General features: G+C 32.3%; 21 protein-coding genes, 2 pseudogenes and 1 other annotated feature. Of the genes and pseudogenes, 5 read left to right on the forward strand and 18 right to left on the reverse strand.

Features of this window, described 5'->3' with window-relative positions; genetic code table 11:
- Window positions 1–52: 52 nt before the first annotated feature.
- The 3 genes from pdxR to BAQ46_RS04550 form a co-directional block, all read right to left on the reverse strand.
- Entirely contained in the window at window positions 53–1,486 is a 1,434-nt protein-coding gene (gene pdxR, locus BAQ46_RS04540) for a MocR-like pyridoxine biosynthesis transcription factor PdxR (protein WP_000471621.1), read from the reverse strand.
- Between the two features lie 121 nt (window positions 1,487–1,607).
- Window positions 1,608–2,651, reverse strand: coding sequence for a homoserine dehydrogenase (locus tag BAQ46_RS04545; RefSeq protein ID WP_071741682.1), 1,044 nt, complete (start codon window positions 2,649–2,651; stop codon window positions 1,608–1,610).
- An 87-nt stretch (window positions 2,652–2,738) separates the two neighbouring features.
- Window positions 2,739–3,980: an esterase/lipase family protein gene (locus BAQ46_RS04550; RefSeq protein WP_071741683.1), complete on the reverse strand. Its 1,242-nt coding sequence runs from the start codon at window positions 3,978–3,980 to the stop codon at window positions 2,739–2,741.
- 253 nt (window positions 3,981–4,233) lie between these two features.
- Between BAQ46_RS04550 and BAQ46_RS04555 the strand changes: the two genes are divergently transcribed.
- Window positions 4,234–4,575, forward strand: a complete 342-nt coding sequence (locus BAQ46_RS04555) for a DUF3914 domain-containing protein (RefSeq protein WP_001165503.1) — start codon at window positions 4,234–4,236, stop codon at window positions 4,573–4,575.
- Window positions 4,576–4,651: 76 nt separating this feature from the next.
- Here BAQ46_RS04555 and BAQ46_RS04560 read toward each other — a convergent pair whose 3' ends face one another.
- From BAQ46_RS04560 to abc-f, 5 genes and pseudogenes are all read right to left on the reverse strand, one after another.
- On the reverse strand, window positions 4,652–5,323 hold the full coding sequence (locus BAQ46_RS04560) for a lipoprotein BA_5634 family protein (RefSeq protein WP_071741727.1): 672 nt from the start codon (window positions 5,321–5,323) through the stop codon (window positions 4,652–4,654).
- 67 nt (window positions 5,324–5,390) lie between these two features.
- A complete protein-coding gene (locus BAQ46_RS04565; RefSeq protein ID WP_000144167.1) occupies window positions 5,391–7,316 on the reverse strand; it encodes an ABC transporter permease in 1,926 nt (641 codons plus the stop codon).
- Window positions 7,291–8,061, reverse strand: a complete 771-nt coding sequence (locus tag BAQ46_RS04570; RefSeq protein WP_000511813.1) for an ABC transporter ATP-binding protein — start codon at window positions 8,059–8,061, stop codon at window positions 7,291–7,293. The genes BAQ46_RS04565 and BAQ46_RS04570 overlap by 26 nt, the downstream gene beginning before the upstream one ends.
- A gap of 282 nt (window positions 8,062–8,343) precedes the next feature.
- Window positions 8,344–8,442: pseudogene (locus BAQ46_RS04575) on the reverse strand (acetyltransferase); the annotation flags it as partial.
- 20 nt (window positions 8,443–8,462) lie between these two features.
- On the reverse strand, window positions 8,463–10,091 hold the full coding sequence (gene abc-f / locus BAQ46_RS04580) for a ribosomal protection-like ABC-F family protein (RefSeq protein ID WP_002170234.1): 1,629 nt from the start codon (window positions 10,089–10,091) through the stop codon (window positions 8,463–8,465).
- A gap of 531 nt (window positions 10,092–10,622) precedes the next feature.
- Here abc-f and BAQ46_RS04585 point away from each other — a divergent pair.
- On the forward strand, window positions 10,623–11,249 hold the full coding sequence (locus BAQ46_RS04585) for a DUF6518 family protein (protein ID WP_000376251.1): 627 nt from the start codon (window positions 10,623–10,625) through the stop codon (window positions 11,247–11,249).
- 299 nt (window positions 11,250–11,548) lie between these two features.
- Here BAQ46_RS04585 and BAQ46_RS04590 read toward each other — a convergent pair whose 3' ends face one another.
- From BAQ46_RS04590 to BAQ46_RS04600, 3 genes are all read right to left on the reverse strand, one after another.
- The gene (locus BAQ46_RS04590) at window positions 11,549–12,532 is read right to left on the reverse strand and encodes a sensor histidine kinase (RefSeq protein ID WP_002163637.1); all 984 of its coding nucleotides are present in this window, start codon (window positions 12,530–12,532) and stop codon (window positions 11,549–11,551) included.
- On the reverse strand, window positions 12,529–13,236 hold the full coding sequence (locus tag BAQ46_RS04595; protein ID WP_071741684.1) for a response regulator transcription factor: 708 nt from the start codon (window positions 13,234–13,236) through the stop codon (window positions 12,529–12,531). The genes BAQ46_RS04590 and BAQ46_RS04595 overlap by 4 nt, the downstream gene beginning before the upstream one ends.
- Window positions 13,237–13,362: 126 nt before the next feature.
- A complete protein-coding gene (locus tag BAQ46_RS04600) occupies window positions 13,363–14,277 on the reverse strand; it encodes an acetamidase/formamidase family protein (RefSeq protein ID WP_061130404.1) in 915 nt (304 codons plus the stop codon).
- A gap of 155 nt (window positions 14,278–14,432) precedes the next feature.
- Between BAQ46_RS04600 and BAQ46_RS04605 the strand changes: the two genes are divergently transcribed.
- Entirely contained in the window at window positions 14,433–14,861 is a 429-nt protein-coding gene (locus tag BAQ46_RS04605; protein WP_001128419.1) for a cell wall hydrolase, read from the forward strand.
- Window positions 14,862–14,920: 59 nt separating this feature from the next.
- Here BAQ46_RS04605 and lysS read toward each other — a convergent pair whose 3' ends face one another.
- Together lysS and BAQ46_RS04615 are read right to left on the reverse strand one after the other, a co-directional pair.
- Window positions 14,921–16,474 (reverse strand): lysine--tRNA ligase, encoded by a 1,554-nt coding sequence (lysS, locus tag BAQ46_RS04610; protein WP_071741685.1) that lies wholly within the window; start codon window positions 16,472–16,474, stop codon window positions 14,921–14,923.
- Between the two features lie 82 nt (window positions 16,475–16,556).
- Window positions 16,557–16,813 (reverse strand) — a binding site (T-box leader).
- 72 nt (window positions 16,814–16,885) lie between these two features.
- A complete protein-coding gene (locus BAQ46_RS04615) occupies window positions 16,886–17,056 on the reverse strand; it encodes a DUF2197 domain-containing protein (protein ID WP_000551046.1) in 171 nt (56 codons plus the stop codon).
- A gap of 143 nt (window positions 17,057–17,199) precedes the next feature.
- Between BAQ46_RS04615 and BAQ46_RS04620 the strand changes: the two are divergent.
- A pseudogene (locus tag BAQ46_RS04620) lies at window positions 17,200–18,102 on the forward strand (SMP-30/gluconolactonase/LRE family protein).
- Window positions 18,099–18,800, forward strand: coding sequence for a class I SAM-dependent methyltransferase (locus BAQ46_RS04625; RefSeq protein ID WP_001079922.1), 702 nt, complete (start codon window positions 18,099–18,101; stop codon window positions 18,798–18,800). Before BAQ46_RS04620 ends, BAQ46_RS04625 begins: the two are co-directional and overlap by 4 nt.
- Before the next feature lie 146 nt (window positions 18,801–18,946).
- On the opposite strand, the gene BAQ46_RS04630 is transcribed toward BAQ46_RS04625, so the two are convergent.
- The 5 genes from BAQ46_RS04630 to BAQ46_RS04650 all read right to left on the reverse strand — a co-directional run bounded on the left by BAQ46_RS04630 (window position 18,947) and on the right by BAQ46_RS04650 (window position 23,608).
- The gene (locus tag BAQ46_RS04630) at window positions 18,947–20,425 is read right to left on the reverse strand and encodes a UDP-N-acetylmuramoyl-L-alanyl-D-glutamate--2,6-diaminopimelate ligase (RefSeq protein WP_048557853.1); all 1,479 of its coding nucleotides are present in this window, start codon (window positions 20,423–20,425) and stop codon (window positions 18,947–18,949) included.
- A gap of 280 nt (window positions 20,426–20,705) precedes the next feature.
- Window positions 20,706–21,335 (reverse strand): class I SAM-dependent methyltransferase, encoded by a 630-nt coding sequence (locus BAQ46_RS04635; protein ID WP_071741687.1) that lies wholly within the window; start codon window positions 21,333–21,335, stop codon window positions 20,706–20,708.
- 244 nt (window positions 21,336–21,579) lie between these two features.
- Window positions 21,580–22,077, reverse strand: coding sequence for a DUF421 domain-containing protein (locus BAQ46_RS04640; protein ID WP_001055958.1), 498 nt, complete (start codon window positions 22,075–22,077; stop codon window positions 21,580–21,582).
- A gap of 213 nt (window positions 22,078–22,290) precedes the next feature.
- Window positions 22,291–22,458, reverse strand: a complete 168-nt coding sequence (locus BAQ46_RS30580; protein ID WP_071741688.1) for a hypothetical protein — start codon at window positions 22,456–22,458, stop codon at window positions 22,291–22,293.
- A gap of 223 nt (window positions 22,459–22,681) precedes the next feature.
- Window positions 22,682–23,608, reverse strand: coding sequence for an alcohol dehydrogenase catalytic domain-containing protein (locus BAQ46_RS04650; protein ID WP_071741689.1), 927 nt, complete (start codon window positions 23,606–23,608; stop codon window positions 22,682–22,684).
- Window positions 23,609–23,657 lie beyond the last annotated feature (49 nt).

Consider the following 23,657-nt stretch of genomic DNA (forward strand, 5'->3'; position numbering starts at 1 on the left):
GATTGGTGAGGGCTAATAATCAGTGGGGGATGAACCCCCCCTGATTAAAGTTTCACTTTATTGTATCACCGATTATTTTGATTCCCCGAACTATTTCTTCTTCTTTCAAACGTGAAAATCCTAATCGAAACGTGTTCGCTCCTCCTCCATCAGAATAAAACACATCTCCAGGAGAAAAAGTAACCCCTTGCTCATAACACTTTTGCAAAAGTGTGCGGGCATGAATTTTTTCTTCTAACTCTATAAATAAATGAAGTCCACCATCACCGGTCATTCTTTGAAACGGAATGTACTCGTTACACGCCCCAACAGCTAACTCATATTTTTTCTTATAAACAGATCTTGCCTTTTTTAAATATTTTTCAAAATATCCTTCATGTAAATATTGAAAAAGAACAGCTTGATCTAAAGTAGATGTGTGAATAGTTCTTGCTCTTTTCACACTTTCTAAATAATGAATTAGTTCTTTATCTGCAATGATCCAGCCTACACGTAAGCCAGGGAAAAGTACCTTTGAAAAGCTACTAATATAAATCACATTATTACCAGCACCAGCAAAAGTTAATAATGGTGCTAAATGTGAACCTGAATAACGTAACTCTTCATTAAATCCATCTTCTATAATAGGAATCTTATATTTTGAAAATAATCTCATCAGTTCCGTTCTTTTCTCTGAACTCGTCACAATGCCGGTTGGATTATGATAGGAAGGAATTAAATACGCAAAATCAAACTCTTTTTCACGCAAGCTTTTTTCAACTTGATTCGTATCAATACCATCTTCATTCATATCAATACCATGAACTTCAAGGCCATGTAAGCGGAATAGCTTCAGCGCAGCATGGTGAGTTGGATTCTCACAAATAACTCGACCTGATTTCTTTGATAACGAGGATAGAACAATATCTAACCCTTCAGTAAATCCATTTGTAATTAAAATATCTTTGTTCGAAATATCTACACCTTTCATTTCCATATAATGAAGTAGATATTTCATTAACGGTCTATAGCCTTTTGCGTATCCGTAATTTAATACGACATCACCTTCAATGGACATACGAGTAAGAAAAGCTCTTTTGAAATTTTCCACATCAAATAGCTTTTCGTCCGGAGCAATACTGTTAAAAACAATCATTCCTTTTTCCCAACGAACACCATGTTTCATTAAATCTAATTCATCCGCTAATAAAGTAACTGTATTAAGTTTATTTTTCCAATCTATTTCAACAGACGAAGTGTTTGATATATCAACCTTCGCAACAAAATTCCCTTTTCCTTTAACTGCATAAATGAGCCCTTCTTGCTCTAAATCTGCATAAGCAGCGAGTACAGTGTTTCTGCTTACACTAAGTAATTCACTTAGTTCCCTTGTTGAAGGAATTTTTTGATCCCCGAGCAAATGCCCTTTCATAATCATCTTCTTTAAATAATCTTTTAATTGAATATAAACGGGACGATCTTTCACAACTTTAAAATCTTTAAACAATTCCTTACCCCCTGCAATCATTTTTGCATATTTATTTCATTCTCAAAAGGTCCACTACATATGTATTTTTTATAAAGGGCGGTACGGTTTTATAAAATACAACTTTAATCAATTAGTAACTTTACTCCCCGTTAATACGTGACAAATCTTTACGATATAAATTAATTATATCTTTTAAAGCTGCTGCTGCGGCTCCGCGTGGATTTGATGCACCACCAATTGTAGTAACTTGGCCCATCGTATCTGTAAAGAACGTAATCCCTTTTTCTGTCCCATTTATATTTGCTAGCGGATGATCTTTATCTATTTCGCACGGTTCAACATTTAAATTCACATTGCCATCCTCATCTTTATATGCTGATGCAATTAATTTAATAAATTTATTTTGTTCCTTAGCATTTCGAATTTGTTGTTTTGTAACATGTTCAATTCCTTTTATATGTATATCTGTAAGCATATGCTCTGTTCCCATTAAACTGTTTGTCAAAAGTAACAATTTACACGCACTATCAGAACCACTTACATCTAATATTGGGTTCGTTTCAGCAATTCCTTTACGTTGCGCTTCTTTCAGTGCTTCTTCAAACGTAATATTTTCCTCATTCATTTTCGTCAGAATATAATTTGTTGTCCCGTTTAATATTCCTTCTATTTTTTCAATATGGCAACCAGCTAAACTAAATTGACCAATATCAAGTGTAGGTAATGCGGCCGCAGTTGCACCACTATATCGAATTCGTACATTCGCAATTTTTGCTGCTTCATTTATTTCTCTCCAGTTTGTAACAAGCGCACCTTTTGAAATTGCTACTATGTCCATTTGTTTTTCAATCGCTTGTTTTATATATTGTTTTCCTGGATTTCCATCTTTAAGGTTTGTAACTGTTGATTCTACCAGCACTGTACCACTTATGTTATCTGTTGCACGTTCCTCCGGATGATATTCTATATACTTCTCAATTGCACAGCTACCGCCACCATATCTTAATAAATGATGAATAGATAATCCATCTTCATTATGTATTGCAACATTTCTGCCTAATACACCGCTTACCACTAAATCTATTCCATACGTTTCATTTATATATAAATATTTTTCGTTTAATAATTTTATAAACTCTTTTCCTACTGTTCCATATCCTGATAGTACAACTTTAATTTTCATAATATCCCCCCATATTTTTCTACCAAAGCCCTCTTTCAATATAATATAAAGCGCCCTCGAATTCCATCGAGAGCGCTTTATTACTATCTATTTCGGTAAACGTGATAACTTTTCAGCAATTGCTCTATAAAACTCTTGAATGCTAGAAAAACCTAACGTGTCCGAAACACTTAATCCTACCATGTCGAAATGGTCCCAATTTGCTTTCGTTTCGATATGATTCCATTTCCCAATCTGTAATGACTCGTTATTATTTACAGTAGCATGAGATGATGGTGCAATCATAGAATTTGTATTTACTACACCGTCATTTTGCCACCAAGAAGTATTAATTAATGGACGATTTTCTTCATACCTTGCATAGGAACCTAAGAAAAATGCATTCCCCATTAACACCTTATTCATTGTTATATGAGGCAAATGTAAACCTGTTATAGGTGCTGCTTGTGATGCATGTCCACTATAGGATAAGTAATACACATTTGGTTGCGTCTTTACCCAATTATTTAACTCCTTTGCACCATCTGTACTTAAATCCCATTGACTTATATCTTTTGTATTTTTCCAAATTGAACTATTTAGAATACGATCAGTATATTGTAAAGAGGACTCTCCAGCATTCTTCTTTAACCCCCATTGATCCAATTTAAAATCATATAGTGATAAATTATCGTTTCCTCCAAAACTTGCAGCTGTAATGAGTAAATCTTTAACGAACGGTAGTAGAAGACTACCATCCGCAAGTGTTGTACCGTTGTGAGGAGTTGCTAATGTTGTAACACTATGAACATATGATTTCTCGCCCTCAAATAGTGGTGATATTTTGGTGTTTGGGTGATTTTTTACATAATTTTTTTCTTCATAACTGCCTTCTTTTAATATCTGTACCAATGTTCTAATTGTTTGTCCACCCATGCTATGTCCAACTAAATGTACTTTATTTGTTTCACTCCAACTCTGCGTGAAACCACTATAAGTTCTTCCAAAACGATTATGTCCATGTTTCTCAGCATGTGCGGCACCGTAGTCTACTGTTCCACCGTTAATTTGGGCATATAATTCACATGCACGATCCCAGTTACTAGAAACTGGCCCAACGGCTGCAGTATGAACTGTATAACCATTGCGTTTCAAATCTTCCTGTATATCATGAACACCACCCCAATATTTAACCCCTAGCATTTCCTCTCTACCCCATCCGGCAAACCCGTTTACTAAAATGATCGGATAATTATTTTGTTGACTCTCTTCAGCGTATATTACTTTCGTGGCGAATGAACATACAGTCATCAATGCAAAAAAACATATTTTTAAAAATAACTTCCCCATACTTCCTCCCCCTAATAAAACGTTTACATTTTTAAATTTACAGCATGCTTTAATAACTTAAACATAATGTAAAGTATTTTATATACGTTGTATATATAGAAAACATATACAAATGTTGATAAATATTTACTTTTTACAATACATCTTGTAAATCTGTTTATTTGAATTTATAATTAGATATAGTTTCCTCATGTTAAAAAGATTTAAAAACCATAAGAAAACTAATCTCATTGCTTCAAAAGGAGGAAAAATCATGCAAATCGGATCAAATATTCATACATTGTCTCAACCTACTAAAATAACTCCATCTAATCTTGAGCATAATACTATCTCTTCTACTAAACTTGAAAGTAAGAAAGTAAATGATCCCATCAAGTTCGATATTCGTTCATCCGAAAAAGAAATGAAACAGCCAGAGCATAAATTTAATGAATTAGATTTATGGAAGATGCTAAAAGATAAAGGTGTTCCTTTATGGATCATCCTTGAAATGCTACAAAAAGTTCGTAAAGAAAAAGAAGCTCAAAATAATTCGACTCAAAATACTAATGCGATTGAGGAAACAAACGAGACTCGATTAAATGAAGTAATGTAATCTTTTTTATATAAATAGTCTATAAACTAAAAAGAGTTCAAGCTTGATAAAGTTTCTATCAAGCTCGAACTCTTTTTTAAGATTTTTCTCCAATCGTTACAAACTGAAAAGATACTTCTCCTTCCAAACCTTTAATTAGCTTTTTTACTTTGACATTTTCATTAATCATTGTATTATCTGTCGACATTTTAGGTTTTTCGTCACCTATAGATTTTTTAAATTGAAGAAGATGCATTTTTGTTTCATTTGCTTTTATTTCCTTATATACGCTATTTTTTGCTACAATCACATACCATTGTGTTGGATAAATACGCTTGTTACCTATCCAAGCGTCACTATTGTATATGACAGGAATCTCTTTCCCTTCTAGTTTAATACTTTTCAAAGTCTTTTCGTCGTCTTGCGCAAACAGTAGCGAACCCTCTTTTGGGAATTTCGGTAACGTATTTACAGGTATATAATTAGAGCCATTGTCTCGTTCACGAAAAACTTTAGCTTTAATCAATGCTTGTGCTGTAGACTCATTTAAAATTAATACCTGTCCGTTTCCAACTTTACCTTTTTTTACAGAAAATACTTCATTTTCTTTCGTAATTTCCTGATAACGATTAATAATTGGTGAAATTTTATTTTCATCTCCAATGATTAATATACCGTTTGCAGGAAATAGATTCTCCTTTTTAGAACATGCACTAAAACTTATTAATAGTAGTATCGTTAACATAAACATAGTTAGAGTTCTTTTCATCGCGTTTCCTTTCATCATACAGTTGATTTTTCACATACTTTCATATAGTCTTACAAGCTAATAAACTCTATTGTTCCATAACCTTATAAAGCTTTTGCAGGTAACGCCAACGGGTTATAAAGAAATATAAAACTTGTATACAAATAAATGAAATTAAAATTACGATAGAACTATTCATAATAGAAAAATCGAGTAATTGTTGTAATGCCATATAAGCGACTACGGTATGTATCACTGCAATGATAATCGGTAAGAAGAACATTAATAATAACTGTCTCGTTACAACTTTCTTTAGCTCGCGTTTACCTAATCCCATTTTCGAAATCATTTTATATTGCTGTTGATCACGATCCAAATCCGTATATAATCGGAAATAGATAAAACTAGCAGCGAATGTAAAGAAGACGATTCCGACTAAAACACTTGCCATAAGTAATAGTCCATTCGTTTGCTTCGCACTTAACAAATCTAGAGTTAAAGCTCGAAATTGAAAACTACCTTCTTCTTTCGCGAATGTACTAATTAATTCGTTTGAAATTCTCTTCGTTTTTATCCAATCGTCTACAACAAATCCGTAAGTACGATATGGAATATGAATATTATTTGGATCACTAGTAATAGGTATTTCATCATATACTTGATCTTGAACAGCGATATATATTTTTCTAGTATCATGTGGTAAAACTAAATTTTCTACAGCTTTTTCCACTTGAAATGTCTTTGTCCATTCACCTTGAATGACTTCTATACTTTTTTTATAGTCGCCATTTTTAAATTCGTGTTTTTGTGATACGACTCCAGGAATTAATAAAGTTTCACCTTCATTTTCAATTGTTTCTTGTTGATATCCAAGTGCTTTAGCAAGATCGTTATATTCGCTTAACTTCATTACAATTACATTACTTTCTGTGTATATATATGAAGCTGAAGCCATTCGATATGGAATATTAGCATCAGCAAGATGTTTTTTTATAATAGAAAGATTTTTATTTAATGCTTTATTGTTTTCAAAATCCTCATATAAAAATGTATACGGATTTGTCATCCTTACTAAATCTTTACTTCCAATTGCAGCTGTTGTACCAATCGCTGTAAATGCAACTGCTGAAACAATAGAAACTATAAAAAACATTGTTGCATTATCTTTCATACGGTAAATTAATTCAGAAATCGTTAATATATTTGTTCTCTTTAAAAAGAAAGATTCTCTCCTTTTAGCAAGATGTAATATATACACGCTACACTGTGTATATAAAAAGTACGTTCCTATAATTACTAGTAGGACACCCATTCCGAGCGTAGTAAAACTGGAACTTGAAATGAAACGAAATACTAAGAAATATCCATATCCTATACTAATTAAAGAAAGTAGTGATAATAAAATTGAAGATTTCGGTTCAGGTTTTGGTTTTTCCTCTGCTCGAATAAGTTCCACAAGTTCCGTTATTTTTACCATTTTAAATGTAAATAGTGAAACAATGAAAAATAAGAAAAGAAAAGTGATAATCGTTAATAATACAGCCTTCACTGGTGTATAAAAAGGCAAACCATTATTAATCATTAATACACTTGCGCTTATCAATAAGACTAGTTTAGAAAATATGAGTCCAATGAAAATCCCTATACAAATTGAACCAAATCCAATCAACATATTTTCAATTAATAATAATTTCTTAAATTGTCTCATTGACATACCTTGCATCATTAATATGCCAAATTCTTTCTTACGAGTTTTTAAAAATGAACTAACTGAATATAGGATAAAGAAAAATGAAAATACAAAAATCAAACCTTGCGAAATTGTAAATCCCATCGTACCATATGCACTTATTGTTGCACTTGTTGATTTTAATTCCCCTTGTAAATCAGGATGAAATAATAAAAGGGCATATGTAAAGAAAATCATAATAGAAAATGCACTACTTAAAAAATGAGCAGCATATGTACGCTTATTCCGAAAAATATTATTAAATGCGAACTGACGAAAAGTCATGCCTTTTCCCTCCTAACAAAGAAAGGACATCCATAATCTTTTGATAAAAAGTTTGCCGACTTTCACCACGATAAATTTCGTTATACAGTTGACCATCTTTTATGAAGATTACTCGGCTGCAAAAACTAGCTGCATACGGATCATGTGTAACTAACATCATCGTTGCCTTTTCTTCCTTATTAAGCGTATCCAGCATCTCCATTACATCATTTGAAGATTTAGAATCTAAATTCCCGGTCGGTTCATCAGCAAGTAATAATTGCGGCTTATGAACAATTGCACGAGCAATTGCTGTTCTTTGAGCTTGTCCCCCTGAAATTTCAAACGTTCTTTTATTCAAGATATCTGTAATATTTAATTTCTCTGCAATTTCTTCTACTCGTTTATTCATTTCTTGCACAGAAACACCATCTAATGTCATCGGCAATACGATATTTTCCTTCACTGTAAGCGTACTAAGTAAATTAAATGATTGGAATACAAATCCTAATTGTTTTCTACGGAATAAAGCCAAATCTTCAGATGATAACTGGAAAGGATTCGTACCATTTATTACTATTTCTCCCGATGTTGGAGAGTCAATAGTAGATACCATATTTAATAACGTTGTTTTCCCGCTACCAGATGGCCCCATGATCCCTATAAATTCACCTTCTTGAATTGATAAATCAATATCTACTAATGCTTTAAAAGGTATTTTCCCTTTATATACTTTACTAATATTTTTCGCATGTAAAATTCCCATTTCTATTCTCCCTTCATTTGCACTTCTCATAACAGAGTGTAAATGAATTGTCTTACAGTTCATATTGATTCTTCTTTCATTTATCTTACACGCTTGTAAGATTTCTAAAAAAACTGATAATAACATTATTTACAAATTAAAATTAACGCATAACTATCTTATAATAATTGTATAGTGGTAGGAAATACAATCTCCTATCTTTATTATACGAAAAAGAAAAGACCGATAATGGTCTTTTCCTTCCCGAAGTTATATTTTTAACTTACGCCTTTAATTGAAATGTATTTGATAAATACTCTCTGCATCACTGATCGTAAACTCTTGTAGGTATAGATCTCCACAATCTATTTTAAATAACTTAGTGAATCTATCTTCTTCCATGTTAATCCCCCTTACTTATATTAAAGCTCCTTAATCTGCTTCGTAAGTTCCATAAATCGTTCATCCAGAGCTTTATATTCTTTATCTTTAGAAGTTAAAAAGCTTAATTTCCCTAATACTTCTTGTCTTTCTGTTTCTAATGTTAAACGTAGCTCTTCGATTTCGTCTCTTGTTTTCGTAGGTTCTTCGAGCTGCTTTTGTATTGTATTGTTTACAAACACAAGCTTTGTATTAGTTGTTTTCTCCAGAAAATATCGATCGTGAGAAACGATAACGAGCGTTCCGTTATACTCAGCTAATGTATTTTCAAGCTGTTCACGTGAAGGAAGATCAAGGTGATTCGTAGGTTCATCTAAAATAAGTACATCTTTTTCATCTAAAATATAAGCCATTAGCTTACATTTTACTCGTTCACCCATACTCATATATCGAATCGGCTCTTTCCATTGGGAAGATTCAAACCCTAAATGTTTCATTAAATTTTGGACTTTTCCTCTTTCTTCAAACGTCTCTTTGAAAAATAAATCTTCTGGTGTTTTTTCCAGCGGTAAATCAAATACTTCTTGTGTTAAATAACCGATGTTTGCTGAAGGTGAAATCCATACTTCTCCTTCAGCAGTTTCGTTTCCCATAATCATCTTCAGTAAAGTTGTTTTCCCGCTACCGTTTGGTCCAACAATCGCAATCTTCTCACCGTGTTGAATTGTAAAATTAACGTTTTCAAATAATATTCGATTATTAAATTCTTTCCGCAATTGTTTTACTTCTAAGAAACGTTTCCCTACTTTTTTACTCGCTTGAATAGAAAATTCAACCGAATAATCTTCTTTCACACGTTCAACTTTCGTTTTCTCAAGCTCTTTTTCAAGACGTTTTCGTTTCGATTTTACTTGCGCATCCATTCGCTTCGCCTTTACACGATAAAACTCTTTCACACCTTCTTGTTTTGTGGACTGCGCATGTGCCTTTTGTGACCATGAGCTTAATTCTTTTATATGAGTTTCTACTTGTTCTATCTTTTTTTGTTGTTTTTCATATTCACGCTGCTGCGCCATTCTTTTATGTTCACGCGCTTTCATATAACTCGTATAATTCCCGCTATGATCAATTAATTTCTTATCCTCAATTGACCATATTCTAGTCGCGACAACATCTAAAAAATATCGATCATGCGATACGACGATAACTGTACCTTTCATATTTTTTATTTGTTTAATAAGAAATTCCGTACTCATCTCATCTAGATGATTTGTCGGTTCGTCTAATATTAAGACATTAGGATTTTCAGCAAATCCTTTTGCTAATCGAACTTTTAGCTTTTCACCACCACTTAAAGTAAGAAAATCATTCGTTGGCACGCCCCATTTCGCAAGAAGTTCTGCTTCTTTTGCAATTATATCCTTACTAACAAAAGATTCTTTTTCTTGTTCAACATATGCTGTTGTCATGTTCATTTGCATCCATTCAACAGTACCTTTTGAAGGCTCAATCTTCCCATTTATTAATTGAAGTAACGTTGATTTACCGGCACCATTTTTACCAATTAATCCGATAACATCCCCTTGTTTTACTGTCACATTCATTTTCTCTAACAACATATTTTCCTTTATTTCAACATAAACATCATTTAATTTTAATAGTTCTTTCATAATACCGATCCCTTTCATTAAGGGAGAATAAAAAAATCCTCCCAAATAAATTTGGCAGGATTAGTCGTTAAAATATTTATACCCAAATAAGCTATTGCGCAACATAAATAGCAATACCGTTGTATGGAAATTGGGCAGACTAATCCTATTTTTTAGAAATTGAAATGTATTGAATTTCAACATTTAAAAATAAGATTAGTTAATCATCGTCCACCCATCATTCCTTTCCGTCGTTAATAACCATATTGTACCATACTAGTACTGTATGAGTAAATGCAATTATATGTGCTGTTAAAAAGATTGCTTTCTTTTAGATTTATTTATCATTCCTTAACTTCATGTTGAATAAGCACAAATTACATTGATTGTAATACGTCCTTTAGGTTTCCCCAGTAATAAATTTTATATAAAAACAAAATCTTATTCGTTATCCAATAACCACTTATTGTTTTTCGATAAATTTTTATTGATTATCCCCTTGTAATAAGCTATTATATCTTTACAGAAAATATTAATGTAAGGATTGAATTTATGGACAGGACATTAGAAATCACAAAGTTAAATATGTTTGTAAGGATTTTTATCCTCCCGATTATAGTAGGGATACTTGTTGGTATACTAACGAAATTGGGGCAAGGTATACTTCCAGGAAATTGGCATTCATTAGCTAACTTAGGAAGCGTTTGGTTAGTTCCATCCTTTTTCGTGGCTAGCCTTAGTTATTCTAAGCGTACAGCTATGCTTTCTGGTATCCTTGCACTACTCGGTATGGTATTAGGCTATTATGGTTATGCAATAGTTATTAAAAATGTAGCTCACTCTATTTATTTTATATCTGTATGGATTGTATGTGCATGTATAGGAGGAACGATCTTTGGAATTGCAGGTTTTCTATGGAAAGATACTACAAATCCACTTCATAAATTCGGAAGCGCACTTTTAAGTGGAGTTTTTGTAACGGACGGACTTCACATTCTATTAAACTTTGAAGATTACAGTCACATGTTACCTGTTGGATATACGGAAGTGATAGTCGGAATTATCTTGATTCTTGTATTAGAACGCTCTAATGCTTATCGTGTGTCTTCTTTCTTAATGATGATTCCTATCACTATTTTAGGATTAATTGGGTATAAATTATTAAGTTTGTTTACTTAATTACAATACTGTATCATGAAAAAACAAAAGACTAATTGTATTATAGTCCACAAAACATATCACGTATTCGAACATTATACTTATACATAGGATAGATCCATGAAGCTATCTCTTTCAAAGGGGTGGCTTTTTTCTTACAAAAATATTTATCAGCTTTTTATTAAATCCTTCAAATTTAACAATCGTATTTATTAGTGTGTCATTATACATACTAATATAACGTTTTACCATTTCATATAACCGCTATAAAAAAAGGCTAAAAAACTTATTTCCAAAGCTCTTTAGCCTAGATCACTTATTTATACATTATAAAATTTAATTCGTACAACCGTACCTTTACCAACTTCTGAATGGATTTCTACACTATGTCCTAATTGCTTCGTAATTTCATATACGAGATATAGCCCCATTCCAGTTGATTCTTTAAAATCTCTACCATTTTCTCCTGTAAAGAAAGGTTTAAACACTCTTGGCAAATCTTGCTTCGGTATGCCTACACCATTATCAGCAATTTCAAGTATAACATTATTACCTTCCTTACAAGCTTTCACTTTAATCTTCTCTCGACTACCAGATGAATATTTAATCGCATTTGATAGTATTTGTCCAATTAAAAATTGTAACCATTTCGCATCACTTTCTACTGTAATGTCCTTATCAATTTTAAGCTCTGGATATACAAAATTCCGGATAAAGAAGCGTTTATGTTCATGCACAGAATCATTCACTATTTTATGTAATTGTACTCTTTCCACATAAAAATCTTGTGTAAATGCTTCTAAACGTGCGACATACAGTGCCATCTCTAACCCCTTTTTCAGCCTATCTGTTTCCTCATTTATACTTTCAAAACGCGAATCGACTTCATCCTGTGTAATTAATTCTATTACAGATAAAGGTGTTTTCATTTGATGAATCCACTGATTCATAAAAGTTAAATGATCATTATTTTTTCTTTCTTGTATGTGGAGCTGATTTTGATAATGGCGATATTGTACCTCAAGCAAGTCTTGAAGCGCAGCAGATATAGCTGCAAAATCAGATTTTTGAACAGATTCATCTAAAGATTGCATCGGGTTTGCTAATCGTTCATAGAAAGTACGATGAGTAAAGTAACGAAATACTAAATAGCCTACCATAAAAAAGGCACCTAAAAACATTGCATACAATGCCGTCGCGATATGCTTATGCCCATCAAACCAATATACGAGAAATATGGATAATAGTTGGATGACTGTAAAACAAATAAGAGGTATATGATCACGTATAAACAGCCTTATCATTTTTCCATACCAGTATTCCAAGTAATATGTAGTCTATATCCAACACTACGAATCGTTTCAATCGCATCCTCAATCTGTAACGTTTTCAACTTTTTTCGCACACGTGTTGTATTTACACTCAATGTATTATCATCAACATAGGATTCGCTATCCCATAATTTATTTAATAGTACTTCTCTACTCACAACACGCGGATAATTTTTCATTAACATTTCTAATAAAATAGCTTCATTTCTCGTTACATCAATTTCTTGATTCTTAAGCTTCAATACAAGCCTTTCAGGATATAAACAAAGACCATGTTGCTCAACCATCCGTTCTTCTACTTTCGGTGCATAATCTCCGTAAGCACGCCTTAAATGACTTCGAATTTTAGCCATTACAACTTCGTAATGGAATGGCTTTGAAATGAAATCATCGCCACCGTTTTCTAGCGCCATAACTTGATCCATCGTACCTTCACGAGCTGAAATAAATAATATCGGACATGTAGAAACTCCGCGAATTTGACGACACCAATAGTAACCATCAAAACTCGGTAAATTAATATCTAATAAAACTAACTCTGGTTGTTCTTCTAAAAAAATATTTAATACATTATGAAAATCCGATACAATAATCCCTTCATACCCATATTTCGCAACATGTGTTGATAATAGTTCTGCAATTTTCATATCGTCTTCTACAATCATAATTTTAACCATGTGTTTACTCCTTTTTCGATCCACAATCTTATATTCAATTATATAAAATAAATACTACCTTTTTTTATATAATCCGTAAATCAAAAAAGATACTTTTATACAAAATCATCCTTCTTCTATCATTTCTTATTTAATATGGAATTCACTCATAGTAAACCCCAATTTCTCCACATAATTCATCCCTAATTCCATTCGAGCAGTCTTCAGCGGGTCCACAACTTGACAAACTTTTAAATCGCCGGCTGCTGATAATAAAAGCGTGGCATCAGCTTTAGACATTTCTAATTCTTCATGTAAAAATGTCACCATATTACGTACAGCTCGATTCGCTGCATCATCTAGCAATTTTTCTGAAGCTATCGTCATTACTTTTTCTTTTTGAATAGCCATTGGCAATGGCCATTTCTTTCCTTTTATAATCTGAACTGTTACCGTCACCTCACCAGCAACCTCTACTCCACTAACCCCAATTTCACCATCGCCCATCGCTGCGTGTAAATCACCTAATGCTAATAGAGCACCAGGAACATTTACAGGTAATAATAATGTTGTCCCTTCTTTTATCTCTTTACAGTCCATATTCCCGCCGTGATCATGTGGTGTGCCACATGAAATGCTCGCTTCTTTCGGCGCTGTTCCAATTACACCGATCATTGGATTAATCGGGATTTGTAGTTCATTTGAAAACAAAACATATTCATTATGTACTGAGACAATTTTCACTGTATTTTCATGTAGCTCTTCACCCATTACACCAAGATTTGCACCTGTAGTTAAAACGCCTTTCTCTGCAATTTTTATCTTTTCAATGGTAACAACTAATATATCACCAGGTTCTGCACCATTAATATATACCGGACCAGTCGCTGGATTAATCCGGTTCCAATCTAACTCTTGAAACACAACATCTTCAGAATCAATTTGATTTTCAAAGCAATCATATGTTTCGAATATAAGGCGACTCCCAATTTCCACTTCCATACATGGTTTATTTTCTGGTGACATTGCGTAAATGATATGTTCTTTCTGAATTCGATACATATTATCTCTCCTCTTTATATTTGTCTACAATTACTAATTAGCTTTTTTCATAAAAGCTCCTTTTAATAATTAATAAATTTACATATAGAAAAGCACTTAGCTTATTTTCATACATACACTCTTTACTATAACAGGTAAAGAAAGGTGGTATCACTATGCCCCTTATTCCATATAACGAAAGCGATGTTGATTTACTAGCTCGTTTAATGCGTGCTGAAGCTGAAGGCGAAGGTCGACAAGGTGAACAACTTGTTGGCTGCGTAGTAGTAAATCGTGTATTTTGTGATTGCTTAGATTTTAAACAACTCCGTACCGTACGTGATGCTGTATATCAAAGCCCTGGTGGATTCGAAGCAGTGCAATACGGATATTTTTATCAACGCGCTCGTGAATCAGAAAAAGAAATCGCACGAAAAGTTTTACAAGGTGAGTGGCGCTGGCCTGCACGATGGGCTCTTTGGTATTTCCGTCCAGTTGGAGCTTGTCCGCCCGAATGGTATAATCAGCCATTTGTAGGACAGTTTAAAAGTCATTGTTTTTATGAACCTAGTGGTGATGAATGTCCGAAATTGTATTCACGGTAGTAAAATTTGGAACGCAAGTACTTAGAATTTTGGGTACTTGCGTTACTTTTAACTTTGTTTTAGAAATCTAATAATGCAATGGTTTTTTCTATACCTACCACATGTATTAATAATGGTATACGAGGACCATTTGATTGATTCATAATGAGTTTATATATAATATTGAATAATTGTTTTTGATTTTCTTTCATTATTTTTTTATTTTCATGATGACAAATCGAATAAAATTGCTCCATTATGTTCGAATAATCTTTATTTGAACGCAGTATTTTACAAACTTCTACCAGCCATTTTTTTTGCCTTTCCTCTAATGTGTTATAAAACTCTGTATTTTTCTCCTGATTTACCGCCATTAATTTTTCAGATTGAAAGTTTCTTATCCAATGCTCTGCACGATTACTTATCGCTCTCATTTCATCTAACGCATAGCTCCTATCTATTTTCTCTAATATCTCCTGTAAAATAAATGAGTCAAAATTTAATAACGGCAACGTTCCTGCTACTTGATTAAATTTCGGATATTCTTTAAATCCGCTATCAACTCTAGAAAGTTTAATTGCATCAAATAAATCTTCATTTTTGAGCGTTTTATTTTTATAACTATCTTTTAATCGTTCATACTCTGTATAATTGCGAATCACATCTTCATCAAGACCGATATGAAAAGATGCGCTTGGTCTATATTTTACAAACATAAATAGAATCACTTCTGGTAAATACACTTTTAACAACTCGCTAGGTGTAATACTATTCCCTGAGGAACTAGACATTTTTTCATGATGCCCTTTAATTCCAATAAAATCGTAAGCAATGTAATGAGGCGCTTCACGATTGAATATTTTTCTCGCAATTTCTTTTGATACATTATAACTACCCGTTTCTGATGAATGATCTCTTCCGCCCGGCTCAAAAACAATATCCTCTATCATCCATCTCATCGGCCAATCGATTTTCCAATTCAGTTTCATTTCATTTGTATTTAATACCGATAATTCAGTTTGATTTCCGCATTCACATTCATACCGAACTGTTTTTAATACTTCATCAAAATGTGTAATCGTTGTCGCATCTTTCCCGCATTTCTCACAATATAATGTAACCGGATAAAAGCCCTCTCGCTCTTCTTCACTACACTCTCCCGTTTTAAAACTCATTAAAATATCATATATTTCTTTTCTTTTATATAAAGCCTCCAATATGTTTTTGTTATATCTTCCACTTCTATATTCAGCATGTTGATATATGAATTCCACTTCAATCCCAAATACTTGAAGCGATTCCTCAAACTCTTTTTCAAAATGCTCGGCATATGAATTATGACATCCATACGGATCTGGTATATCACAGTATGGCATTCCGATATACTTTACAAAAGATGACTCAACATTTTTAGGGACTTTTCTAAATCTGTCGTAATCATCCCATGAAAATATAAAACGAGTCTTTTTCCCTAAATCTTGAAGCGCCCTTACAACAAAATAAGTCGTTACGATTTCACGAAAGTTCCCAATATGAACAGAACCAGATGGACTAATTCCAGATGCGCAAACAAAAGTTTCTTTGTTTGGATGTTTTCTAATTAATTCGTGTGCTACTTCATACGCCCAATGCATATGTTACTCACCTCAATTGTTTTTTGTTTTCAGATTTTCAGTTTTATACAATAAAAAAACTCCCACCCCCAAGATTATTCATCTTGAGGACGAGAGTTATTAGCTTCGCGGTACCACCTCAGTTTGTCAATATGTCGCCATATTAACCTCTTCAGGTACGGCAAAATATGCTTATACCCTATCTCTATAACGGGAGATCCCGTCGCACCATCCCTAAATAAATTAGTTCCTTGCGCAGCTCCAAGTCTTTTTTCATTAAGATGTATACTGCTCTTTCTCAGCTACCAGAGCTCTCTGTACGTATTCTTTCTTAACTACTCTTCTCTTCCATGCCATTTTACATATTAGTTTTTTCATATGATAATTTAAAATAGTTTCATTGTCAAACTTTTCCGAAATAAAACAGTATAATTATCTAAAAAAATTCTTTATCGCTTCTAATTGAATTTTGTGGCTACACTCATCACAACAATATACCCCTTTTGGTTTCTCTTTAAATCGCTTATATTTTTCACTGCCTTCATAAACACGAAATATATTTTTACAAGAAAAACAAACAATTTCATAAAACATCATATGCATTTTCCTCTCAATATTTATACATTGTTTTAATCACTCGAGAAAATCAGTTTTTCCATGGTACAAATCTTAATATTTTCTGATTAAAAGGTTTGTCCCTATTCTTATCGAATTATATAAATATCTTATAAAGCGAGGTGAACATCTTGGACAGTAATATAGAATTAGTTTTAGATGCGAAAGCAAGTTTAGCTGAAGGACCATCTTGAAATGAAAAAAAGCAACTTTTATACTGGGTTGATATTGTGGAGAAACAATTATGCATATTTAGTCCTACCGATAATACAAACCGAGTAATTGCTCTCAATCAACAAATTGGCTGTGTTGTTCCATATTTAGATGACATACTACTCCTAGCTATGGAAAATGGCTTTTATTCTATTAATGTAGAAACAGAAAAACTGACACATATTTTTGACCCTGAACCACATTTATTTAAAAATCGTTTTAATGATGGAAAATGCGATCCGGCAGGACGTTTTTGGGCAGGTACTACAGATACATACGGTATTAATGCTGCTGGCTCCTTGTATTGTTTAAATAATAATTTAAAGGTAGAGAAAAAAGTTTCACATGTAAATACATCAAATGGCATAGCTTGGTCACCTGACCATACATACCTTTACTATATCGATACACCTACTAAAAAAGTAGTTCGTTTTCATTATGATATATGCTCTGGAGTAATTCGTAATCCAAGTGATGTAATTATTTTCCCCGAAAATGACGGTCTACCTGATGGTATGACAATTGACGAGGAAGGTTGCTTATGGATTGCTCATTGGGGAGGTTCAAAGATTACTAGATGGAACCCTTCAACTGGTGAACAAATATTAAGCATCCCGATTCCAGCGCCATATGTAACATCTTGTACATTTGGAGGGCCTAATTTAACCGACCTATATGTTACAACAGCCAGAACAAGAATGACGGATAACGAATTAAAGCAATATCCACATGCTGGTGGTATTTTTCGAATTCAAACAAATGTAAAAGGTTGTCCTACCCATTCATTTTACAATAATACTATTGGAGCTGAAACACTATGAATCGCATTAATTTTATAAGACAAGAAGAAAAGAAATATCACGACCTTTGTTATGAACAATACAAACTATTTGAAACTGGTTCTTGGCTGTACAAACCGGTTAAAACGGTTATGGATTTGATGGATTATTTTGAAGGAAAAAACAACTTGCAAGTACTTGATCTCGGCTCTGGCGTTGGAAGAAATAGTATTCCCATTGCCCAAAAGATTCAAAATGCGAGTGGTACTGTTACATGTGTGGATTTACTTGATTCTGCTTTAACAAAATTACAAACTTATAGTAAAGAATATGGTGTAATTAATAATATTAAAATAGAACAAGTAGCAATTGAAAACTACTACATTCAACCTAATACTTATGATTATATCGTTGCAGTATCCAGTTTAGAGCATGTTCAATCAGAAGAAGATTTAAAAAACGTGCTCCATTCTATGAAAGAAGGTACAAAAAGCGGCGGTATGAATTGTTTAATTATTAATTCGAACATACAAGAAATTGACTTACATACAAATGAAGAGTTAGATGCTTTAATTGAAATTAACCTTCCTACTGAAGATATGATATATCTATTAAAAAGCATTTATAAGGAATGGAAAGAAATTAAAGTTGAAATAAAAGAATTAGTCTATGATATTGTTCGCGATGAAAGGCATATTCAATTAAAAACAAATGCTATTACGTTTGTTGTTCAGAAATAAAACTATAAAAGGTAGGGTTTTTCCCTCATATATTCAGAGAAACACCCTTACCTTTCAATTATAAATTCTTCAAAAAATTGCTTCGTTATTACCATCTAAAACATTATTTTTATTAGAAATACTATTCAGCTAGTAATTGAATTCATTCATTTATTAATAATTGCTTGTCGAGCTTTTTCTTTATCATCAAAATGAATAGTTGAATCTTTTAAAATTTGATACGTTTCATGCCCTTTCCCTGCAATCAAAACAATATCATTAGAAGATGCCATGTTTATTGCGTGATTTATTGCAAGTTCACGATCTACTTCTACTTTATAATTCAAATTATTATTTTGCAAAAATCCTTTTTCAATATCTTTCATTATTGCCTGCGGATCTTCCGAACGTGGATTATCAGAAGTAATAAAAACAAAATCGCTATAACTTCCAGCAATTCCGCCCATTATAGATCGTTTTTTTGCGTCTCTATCTCCACCACAACCGAAAACAGTAATAACTTTACCTTTTGAAAACTCGCTAATTGTAGAGAGAACATTTTCTAATGCATCCGGTGTATGAGCATAGTCCACTATTACAAGAAAATCTTGATTTTCATCTATGATTTCCATTCTACCTTCAATACACTTTAAGTTTGATAAGCTATCACAAATGTTTGTAAGCGGAATACCTTCAACTATTGCAACTGTTATTGCTGCTAATGCATTATAAACATTAAAACGACCTACAAGATTAAGGCTAACCTCTATTTCTCCATTAAAGGACGAAACTAAAAAACGAATTCCTTTTGGGCTTAAATTTATGTTCTTCGCTTGAACATCTGCTCTATTATGTATTCCATATGTGATAACCTCAGCTGAAGTAATTTTTTTAAAGTATTCTACCGATGGATCGTCTGCATTCAAAACAGCAATTTTTTTCTCTGTAGTAGATAAATCATTTCCTAATCTTGCAAAAAGAAGACCTTTTACATGCTTATATTCATGAAATGTTCCATGATAATCCAAATGATCTTGCGTTAAATTTGTGAAAACAGCTATTTTAAAGTTACATCCTTTCACTCTTTCCATATGTAAACCTTGTGACGTTACTTCCATAACACAATAATCTGCATTTTGATTTTTCATCATTTGCAAATTCCGTTGAAGTGTTGGAGGTTCTTGCGTATTAATATCAGTAGGATACCATTTTGAATCAACTTTCACTCCGTTATTCCCCATGAGCCCCGTGTGATATCCATAATCACTTAAAATTTTTTCAAGTAAATAGGAAGTAGTTGTTTTTCCATTTGTACCTGTAATTCCAATTAGCTTCATTTTATTAGATGGATAACCATAGAAGTGTGACGCAATAACTGCCATAGCATATCTAGCATCTTTAACAATTATTTTAGGTATCTCAATATTTACATCCCTTTCTACAATTAACGCTACAGCACCATTCTTCACTGCACCTTCAACAAATTGATGTCGATCTTCAAGAAAACCATCGATACCTGATACACATATAAATAGATCTCCATCAGTTATCTTTCTAGAATCCATTTCTAACCCCGTAATTTCTACATCCATATCGCCAATAGTTTCTTTAATCAATAACAAATTCGCCAGCTCTTTTAGTTTCAAATGTCCCGCCCCCCTAAACATTTTCCCTATTTATTTTACCACTTTATATAAAATAATGGCTTAAAATACCATATTGATTTAACGAAATTTATTCATCTTAAATAAACAAAAAATAAAAGAGCACTTGTTTCCGCAAGTGCTCTTTTGGGGATTTTGAGATACCCTATTAACGAAAGTTAAGGTTACTTAAAGTTAAAAGGTATTTCTATTATATGCTTGTCCTCTTTATTTGTGCATAATTAATATATAAACATATTTAATCATTCTTAATAACTTTTAGTTATAGTTCTTTCTTACATTTTATCGTTAAAAAGTTGATTGGAGGTTTATTTGCCATGTTTTTATTTGGTTCATCAATTTCCGAAACTTGTACTAGTCCATATTTTTTAAAATCCTGTTTTATAGATTCAGAATCATAGAAGAACATTTTTACATCTTCCATTATCTCATAATAATCTTTATCCAACTGTTTTCCTTTGCCATACATTGGAGCCTTTTTAGAAACAGTTGTAAAAACCATATATCCACCAGGTTTTAACTGATTATAACAATCTTTAATAAATTTCTCTCTTTCCTGTTCATTCAACAAATGAAGAAGTGCATGACTAAATATCCCATCGTAAAGATTAGTATCGAAAGGCATTTCGTTTACCGAGCCGTGATATATACGAATATCCCCCAATCCGTTTTGTGTTGCTAAATCAATAGCTGTTTTTGAAATTTCAATCCCTATTACATTTATACCATTATCGATAAACACCTTTGCGTTTCTTCCATATCCAATACCCGGAACTAATATATCCTTAACATTCTTTTCTAGAAAAAAATCTTTTGTCAAAATTGCGGATTCTGTAGGTTCAAATCCCCACATCGTTTGTTTCTCGATAAAACTTGATTCCCAAAATTCCATTATGATTCTATCTCCTTGTTCTAATCCTATTTTTAATATCACATTAAAAACTTATAAATTTTAGTGCTGCGGTTACCTATGCCAAATTAATTTTTTACCACATTCACTATAGGTTCATTGAATATAGCATAATAATAAGCCTATATCTAATTTTAAGATTGGGTTATTATTTCCCCTATATTAGTGTGTAAAAAAATAGAAAAACCAATACTTCCGTTGTAGTATTGATTTTTCTTAAGATAAATTATCTTTTTATATTGTACTGATCTATTACTTTTTCTAACATTTCTAAAGTTATCGGTTGAGCTTTCTCTATTAATTGGTAACCAATCCGCCCATTCGGTTCAGCTGTAACTTGCTGTAAACTCTTTAAATCATGAATCCCTTTTTCTCTTAATTGCATATATAGTTGTTGTTCCGACATTTTCGCCTTCATCAAATTCTCTTTTACAATCTCTCCATTTTCTACTACTATAATGCTACTGCCATTTAGGAATTGTTCCATCTTCTTTGATTTCAATTCAAAGAAATGAATGATAAGAAGGACGCCTGCAAATATTACAGCTGCAAATATAGATGGGCCTACTTTCCTACTTAATACAGGCTCCACAATAATACGTGCAATTGATACTACTATAATAATTTCAGCTCTTGTCATTTGGCTAACAGATTTACTACCTGTCATTTTTAATGCAATAATTCCAGTTAAAATTAAAATAATGCTTTCAAAAATCATATTCATAATAGCCCAATCCTTTAATGGTGAATGTTACTAGCATTCCCATTTCATATAGCATTCTAAATGTATTTTAATTAAACTTTTTTGTAAAAATTAAACTTACATATACTGAAAAAGAATCTATTTTAACCAACCTTTTTTCAATAAGGATTTGATAATCCATCTTCCATTATCAAAAAAATAAAAAGCACCCGAATGGATGCATATAGATTAAACTTATTCATTATTAATTTCTTCACTTTCATCATCAACTGATTTGGAGTCTAACATGCTGCCTATATCAGGCGGTAAAGTTAACTCTATTCCAGCTATTGGTTGATTATCTTCATTAAACCATTGTTTCTTAAATTTAACCAATTCTTCATTTTTCTTATTTTCATTCATATTATCCCCCCTTTTATGTTTGATATTAAACTCTTTACTTAATATGTACACTGAGAAAGATAATATACTATTTGTACATAATGAAAGAGCAAAAACCATTCTCTGTTTTCACAACCCGTTGTACCTATTAAAGAATCCCCGTACATGTTACTCCGCGCTCTGCTATCATATTAGTGTCTAAACATATGTGGGCTATGTGACAAGTACCTGGTCATTTTGTTCATTATTCATATGAGACAAATACTTTTAAAGGGGTAATTATTCCTTGACTTAATTCCTCAAAACATTGAATGAGTCCTGTATGTTGTATTTCATGTTGAAAAATCTCTTCTATCCATGGTGTTTTTTCTATTTGACTAAAAAACCAATCTGCATGTTGTTGATAATTATATCCGTCACTTGAACCAATGATCCGCAGTTCTTTCTCATAAAAATCAGCGGTTAATGTTAGTTCTTCAATATTACCATCAGAAAGTATACATATTTGTCTATTAGTTTTAAGTGCTTTTTGTAATGTATGAAATCCGCTATTTGTAGCAGAACATTCGAAACCGTAATTATATGTTTCTATTATTTGTTCTTCTGAAGCATATATGTTTTTCGCACCAAACTTCTTTGCAAAATCTCTTCTATTTTTATTAGGTTCAACAACATCTACATGCTTAACACCTACATAGTATTTTAAGAAATAAAAAGCAAGTAAACCGATAACTCCCATTCCAGTTATAAGTACCTTTTCATCTTGTCGCGGATTTAATTTCAATATACCTTTAGCAGCATCACACGAAAGAATAGATAATAAAGCGACTTTAGGTTTTATATAACTAGGTACTCGAATTACTTTATACCCCTTAACTACTCCTATCGTTTCATGTCCATAAAAAGAAACTACTTTATCGCCTATGTTTAAATTCTTTACTTTATTACCAACTTGAATCACTTCACCGTAACTTTCATATCCAGTTTTTCTTGGATAAATAGGATGTGTATCTGTAACATCGGATCCATTATACTGAGGTAACTCTGCTCCAATGCTTATTGCACCTGCAATTGTTTTAACGATAATTTCATCATCCTGTATAGACTTTATTTTACACGTTTTCCACTTAAGGTATTTTGGTCCTTCTAAAACTATTTTATTTTGTTCCATTTATAACCCTCTCATTTTATAAAATTTATTCTCACTAAATTTCAAACAA

It is taken from the genome of Bacillus paranthracis (assembly GCF_001883995.1).
Lineage (GTDB): Bacteria > Bacillota > Bacilli > Bacillales > Bacillaceae_G > Bacillus_A > Bacillus_A paranthracis.

What these genes read in the sequence shown, in the direction of transcription:
- BAQ46_RS04545 (WP_071741682.1), bottom strand. Translation starts at nt 2,651, where the DNA reads ATGAAAATTAAAGTTGTACTATCAGGATATGGAACAGTAGGAAAAGAG.
- BAQ46_RS04550 (WP_071741683.1), bottom strand. Translation starts at nt 3,980, where the DNA reads ATGGGGAAGTTATTTTTAAAAATATGTTTTTTTGCATTGATGACTGTA.
- BAQ46_RS04555 (WP_001165503.1), top strand. Translation starts at nt 4,234, where the DNA reads ATGCAAATCGGATCAAATATTCATACATTGTCTCAACCTACTAAAATA.
- BAQ46_RS04560 (WP_071741727.1), bottom strand. Translation starts at nt 5,323, where the DNA reads ATGAAAAGAACTCTAACTATGTTTATGTTAACGATACTACTATTAATA.
- BAQ46_RS04565 (WP_000144167.1), bottom strand. Translation starts at nt 7,316, where the DNA reads ATGACTTTTCGTCAGTTCGCATTTAATAATATTTTTCGGAATAAGCGT.
- BAQ46_RS04570 (WP_000511813.1), bottom strand. Translation starts at nt 8,061, where the DNA reads ATGGGAATTTTACATGCGAAAAATATTAGTAAAGTATATAAAGGGAAA.
- abc-f (WP_002170234.1), bottom strand. Translation starts at nt 10,091, where the DNA reads ATGAAAGAACTATTAAAATTAAATGATGTTTATGTTGAAATAAAGGAA.
- BAQ46_RS04585 (WP_000376251.1), top strand. Translation starts at nt 10,623, where the DNA reads ATGGACAGGACATTAGAAATCACAAAGTTAAATATGTTTGTAAGGATT.
- BAQ46_RS04590 (WP_002163637.1), bottom strand. Translation starts at nt 12,532, where the DNA reads ATGATAAGGCTGTTTATACGTGATCATATACCTCTTATTTGTTTTACA.
- BAQ46_RS04595 (WP_071741684.1), bottom strand. Translation starts at nt 13,236, where the DNA reads ATGGTTAAAATTATGATTGTAGAAGACGATATGAAAATTGCAGAACTA.
- BAQ46_RS04600 (WP_061130404.1), bottom strand. Translation starts at nt 14,277, where the DNA reads ATGTATCGAATTCAGAAAGAACATATCATTTACGCAATGTCACCAGAA.
- BAQ46_RS04605 (WP_001128419.1), top strand. Translation starts at nt 14,433, where the DNA reads ATGCCCCTTATTCCATATAACGAAAGCGATGTTGATTTACTAGCTCGT.
- lysS (WP_071741685.1), bottom strand. Translation starts at nt 16,474, where the DNA reads ATGCATTGGGCGTATGAAGTAGCACACGAATTAATTAGAAAACATCCA.
- BAQ46_RS04615 (WP_000551046.1), bottom strand. Translation starts at nt 17,056, where the DNA reads ATGCATATGATGTTTTATGAAATTGTTTGTTTTTCTTGTAAAAATATA.
- BAQ46_RS04625 (WP_001079922.1), top strand. Translation starts at nt 18,099, where the DNA reads ATGAATCGCATTAATTTTATAAGACAAGAAGAAAAGAAATATCACGAC.
- BAQ46_RS04635 (WP_071741687.1), bottom strand. Translation starts at nt 21,335, where the DNA reads ATGGAATTTTGGGAATCAAGTTTTATCGAGAAACAAACGATGTGGGGA.
- BAQ46_RS04640 (WP_001055958.1), bottom strand. Translation starts at nt 22,077, where the DNA reads ATGAATATGATTTTTGAAAGCATTATTTTAATTTTAACTGGAATTATT.
- BAQ46_RS30580 (WP_071741688.1), bottom strand. Translation starts at nt 22,458, where the DNA reads ATGAATGAAAATAAGAAAAATGAAGAATTGGTTAAATTTAAGAAACAA.
- BAQ46_RS04650 (WP_071741689.1), bottom strand. Translation starts at nt 23,608, where the DNA reads ATGGAACAAAATAAAATAGTTTTAGAAGGACCAAAATACCTTAAGTGG.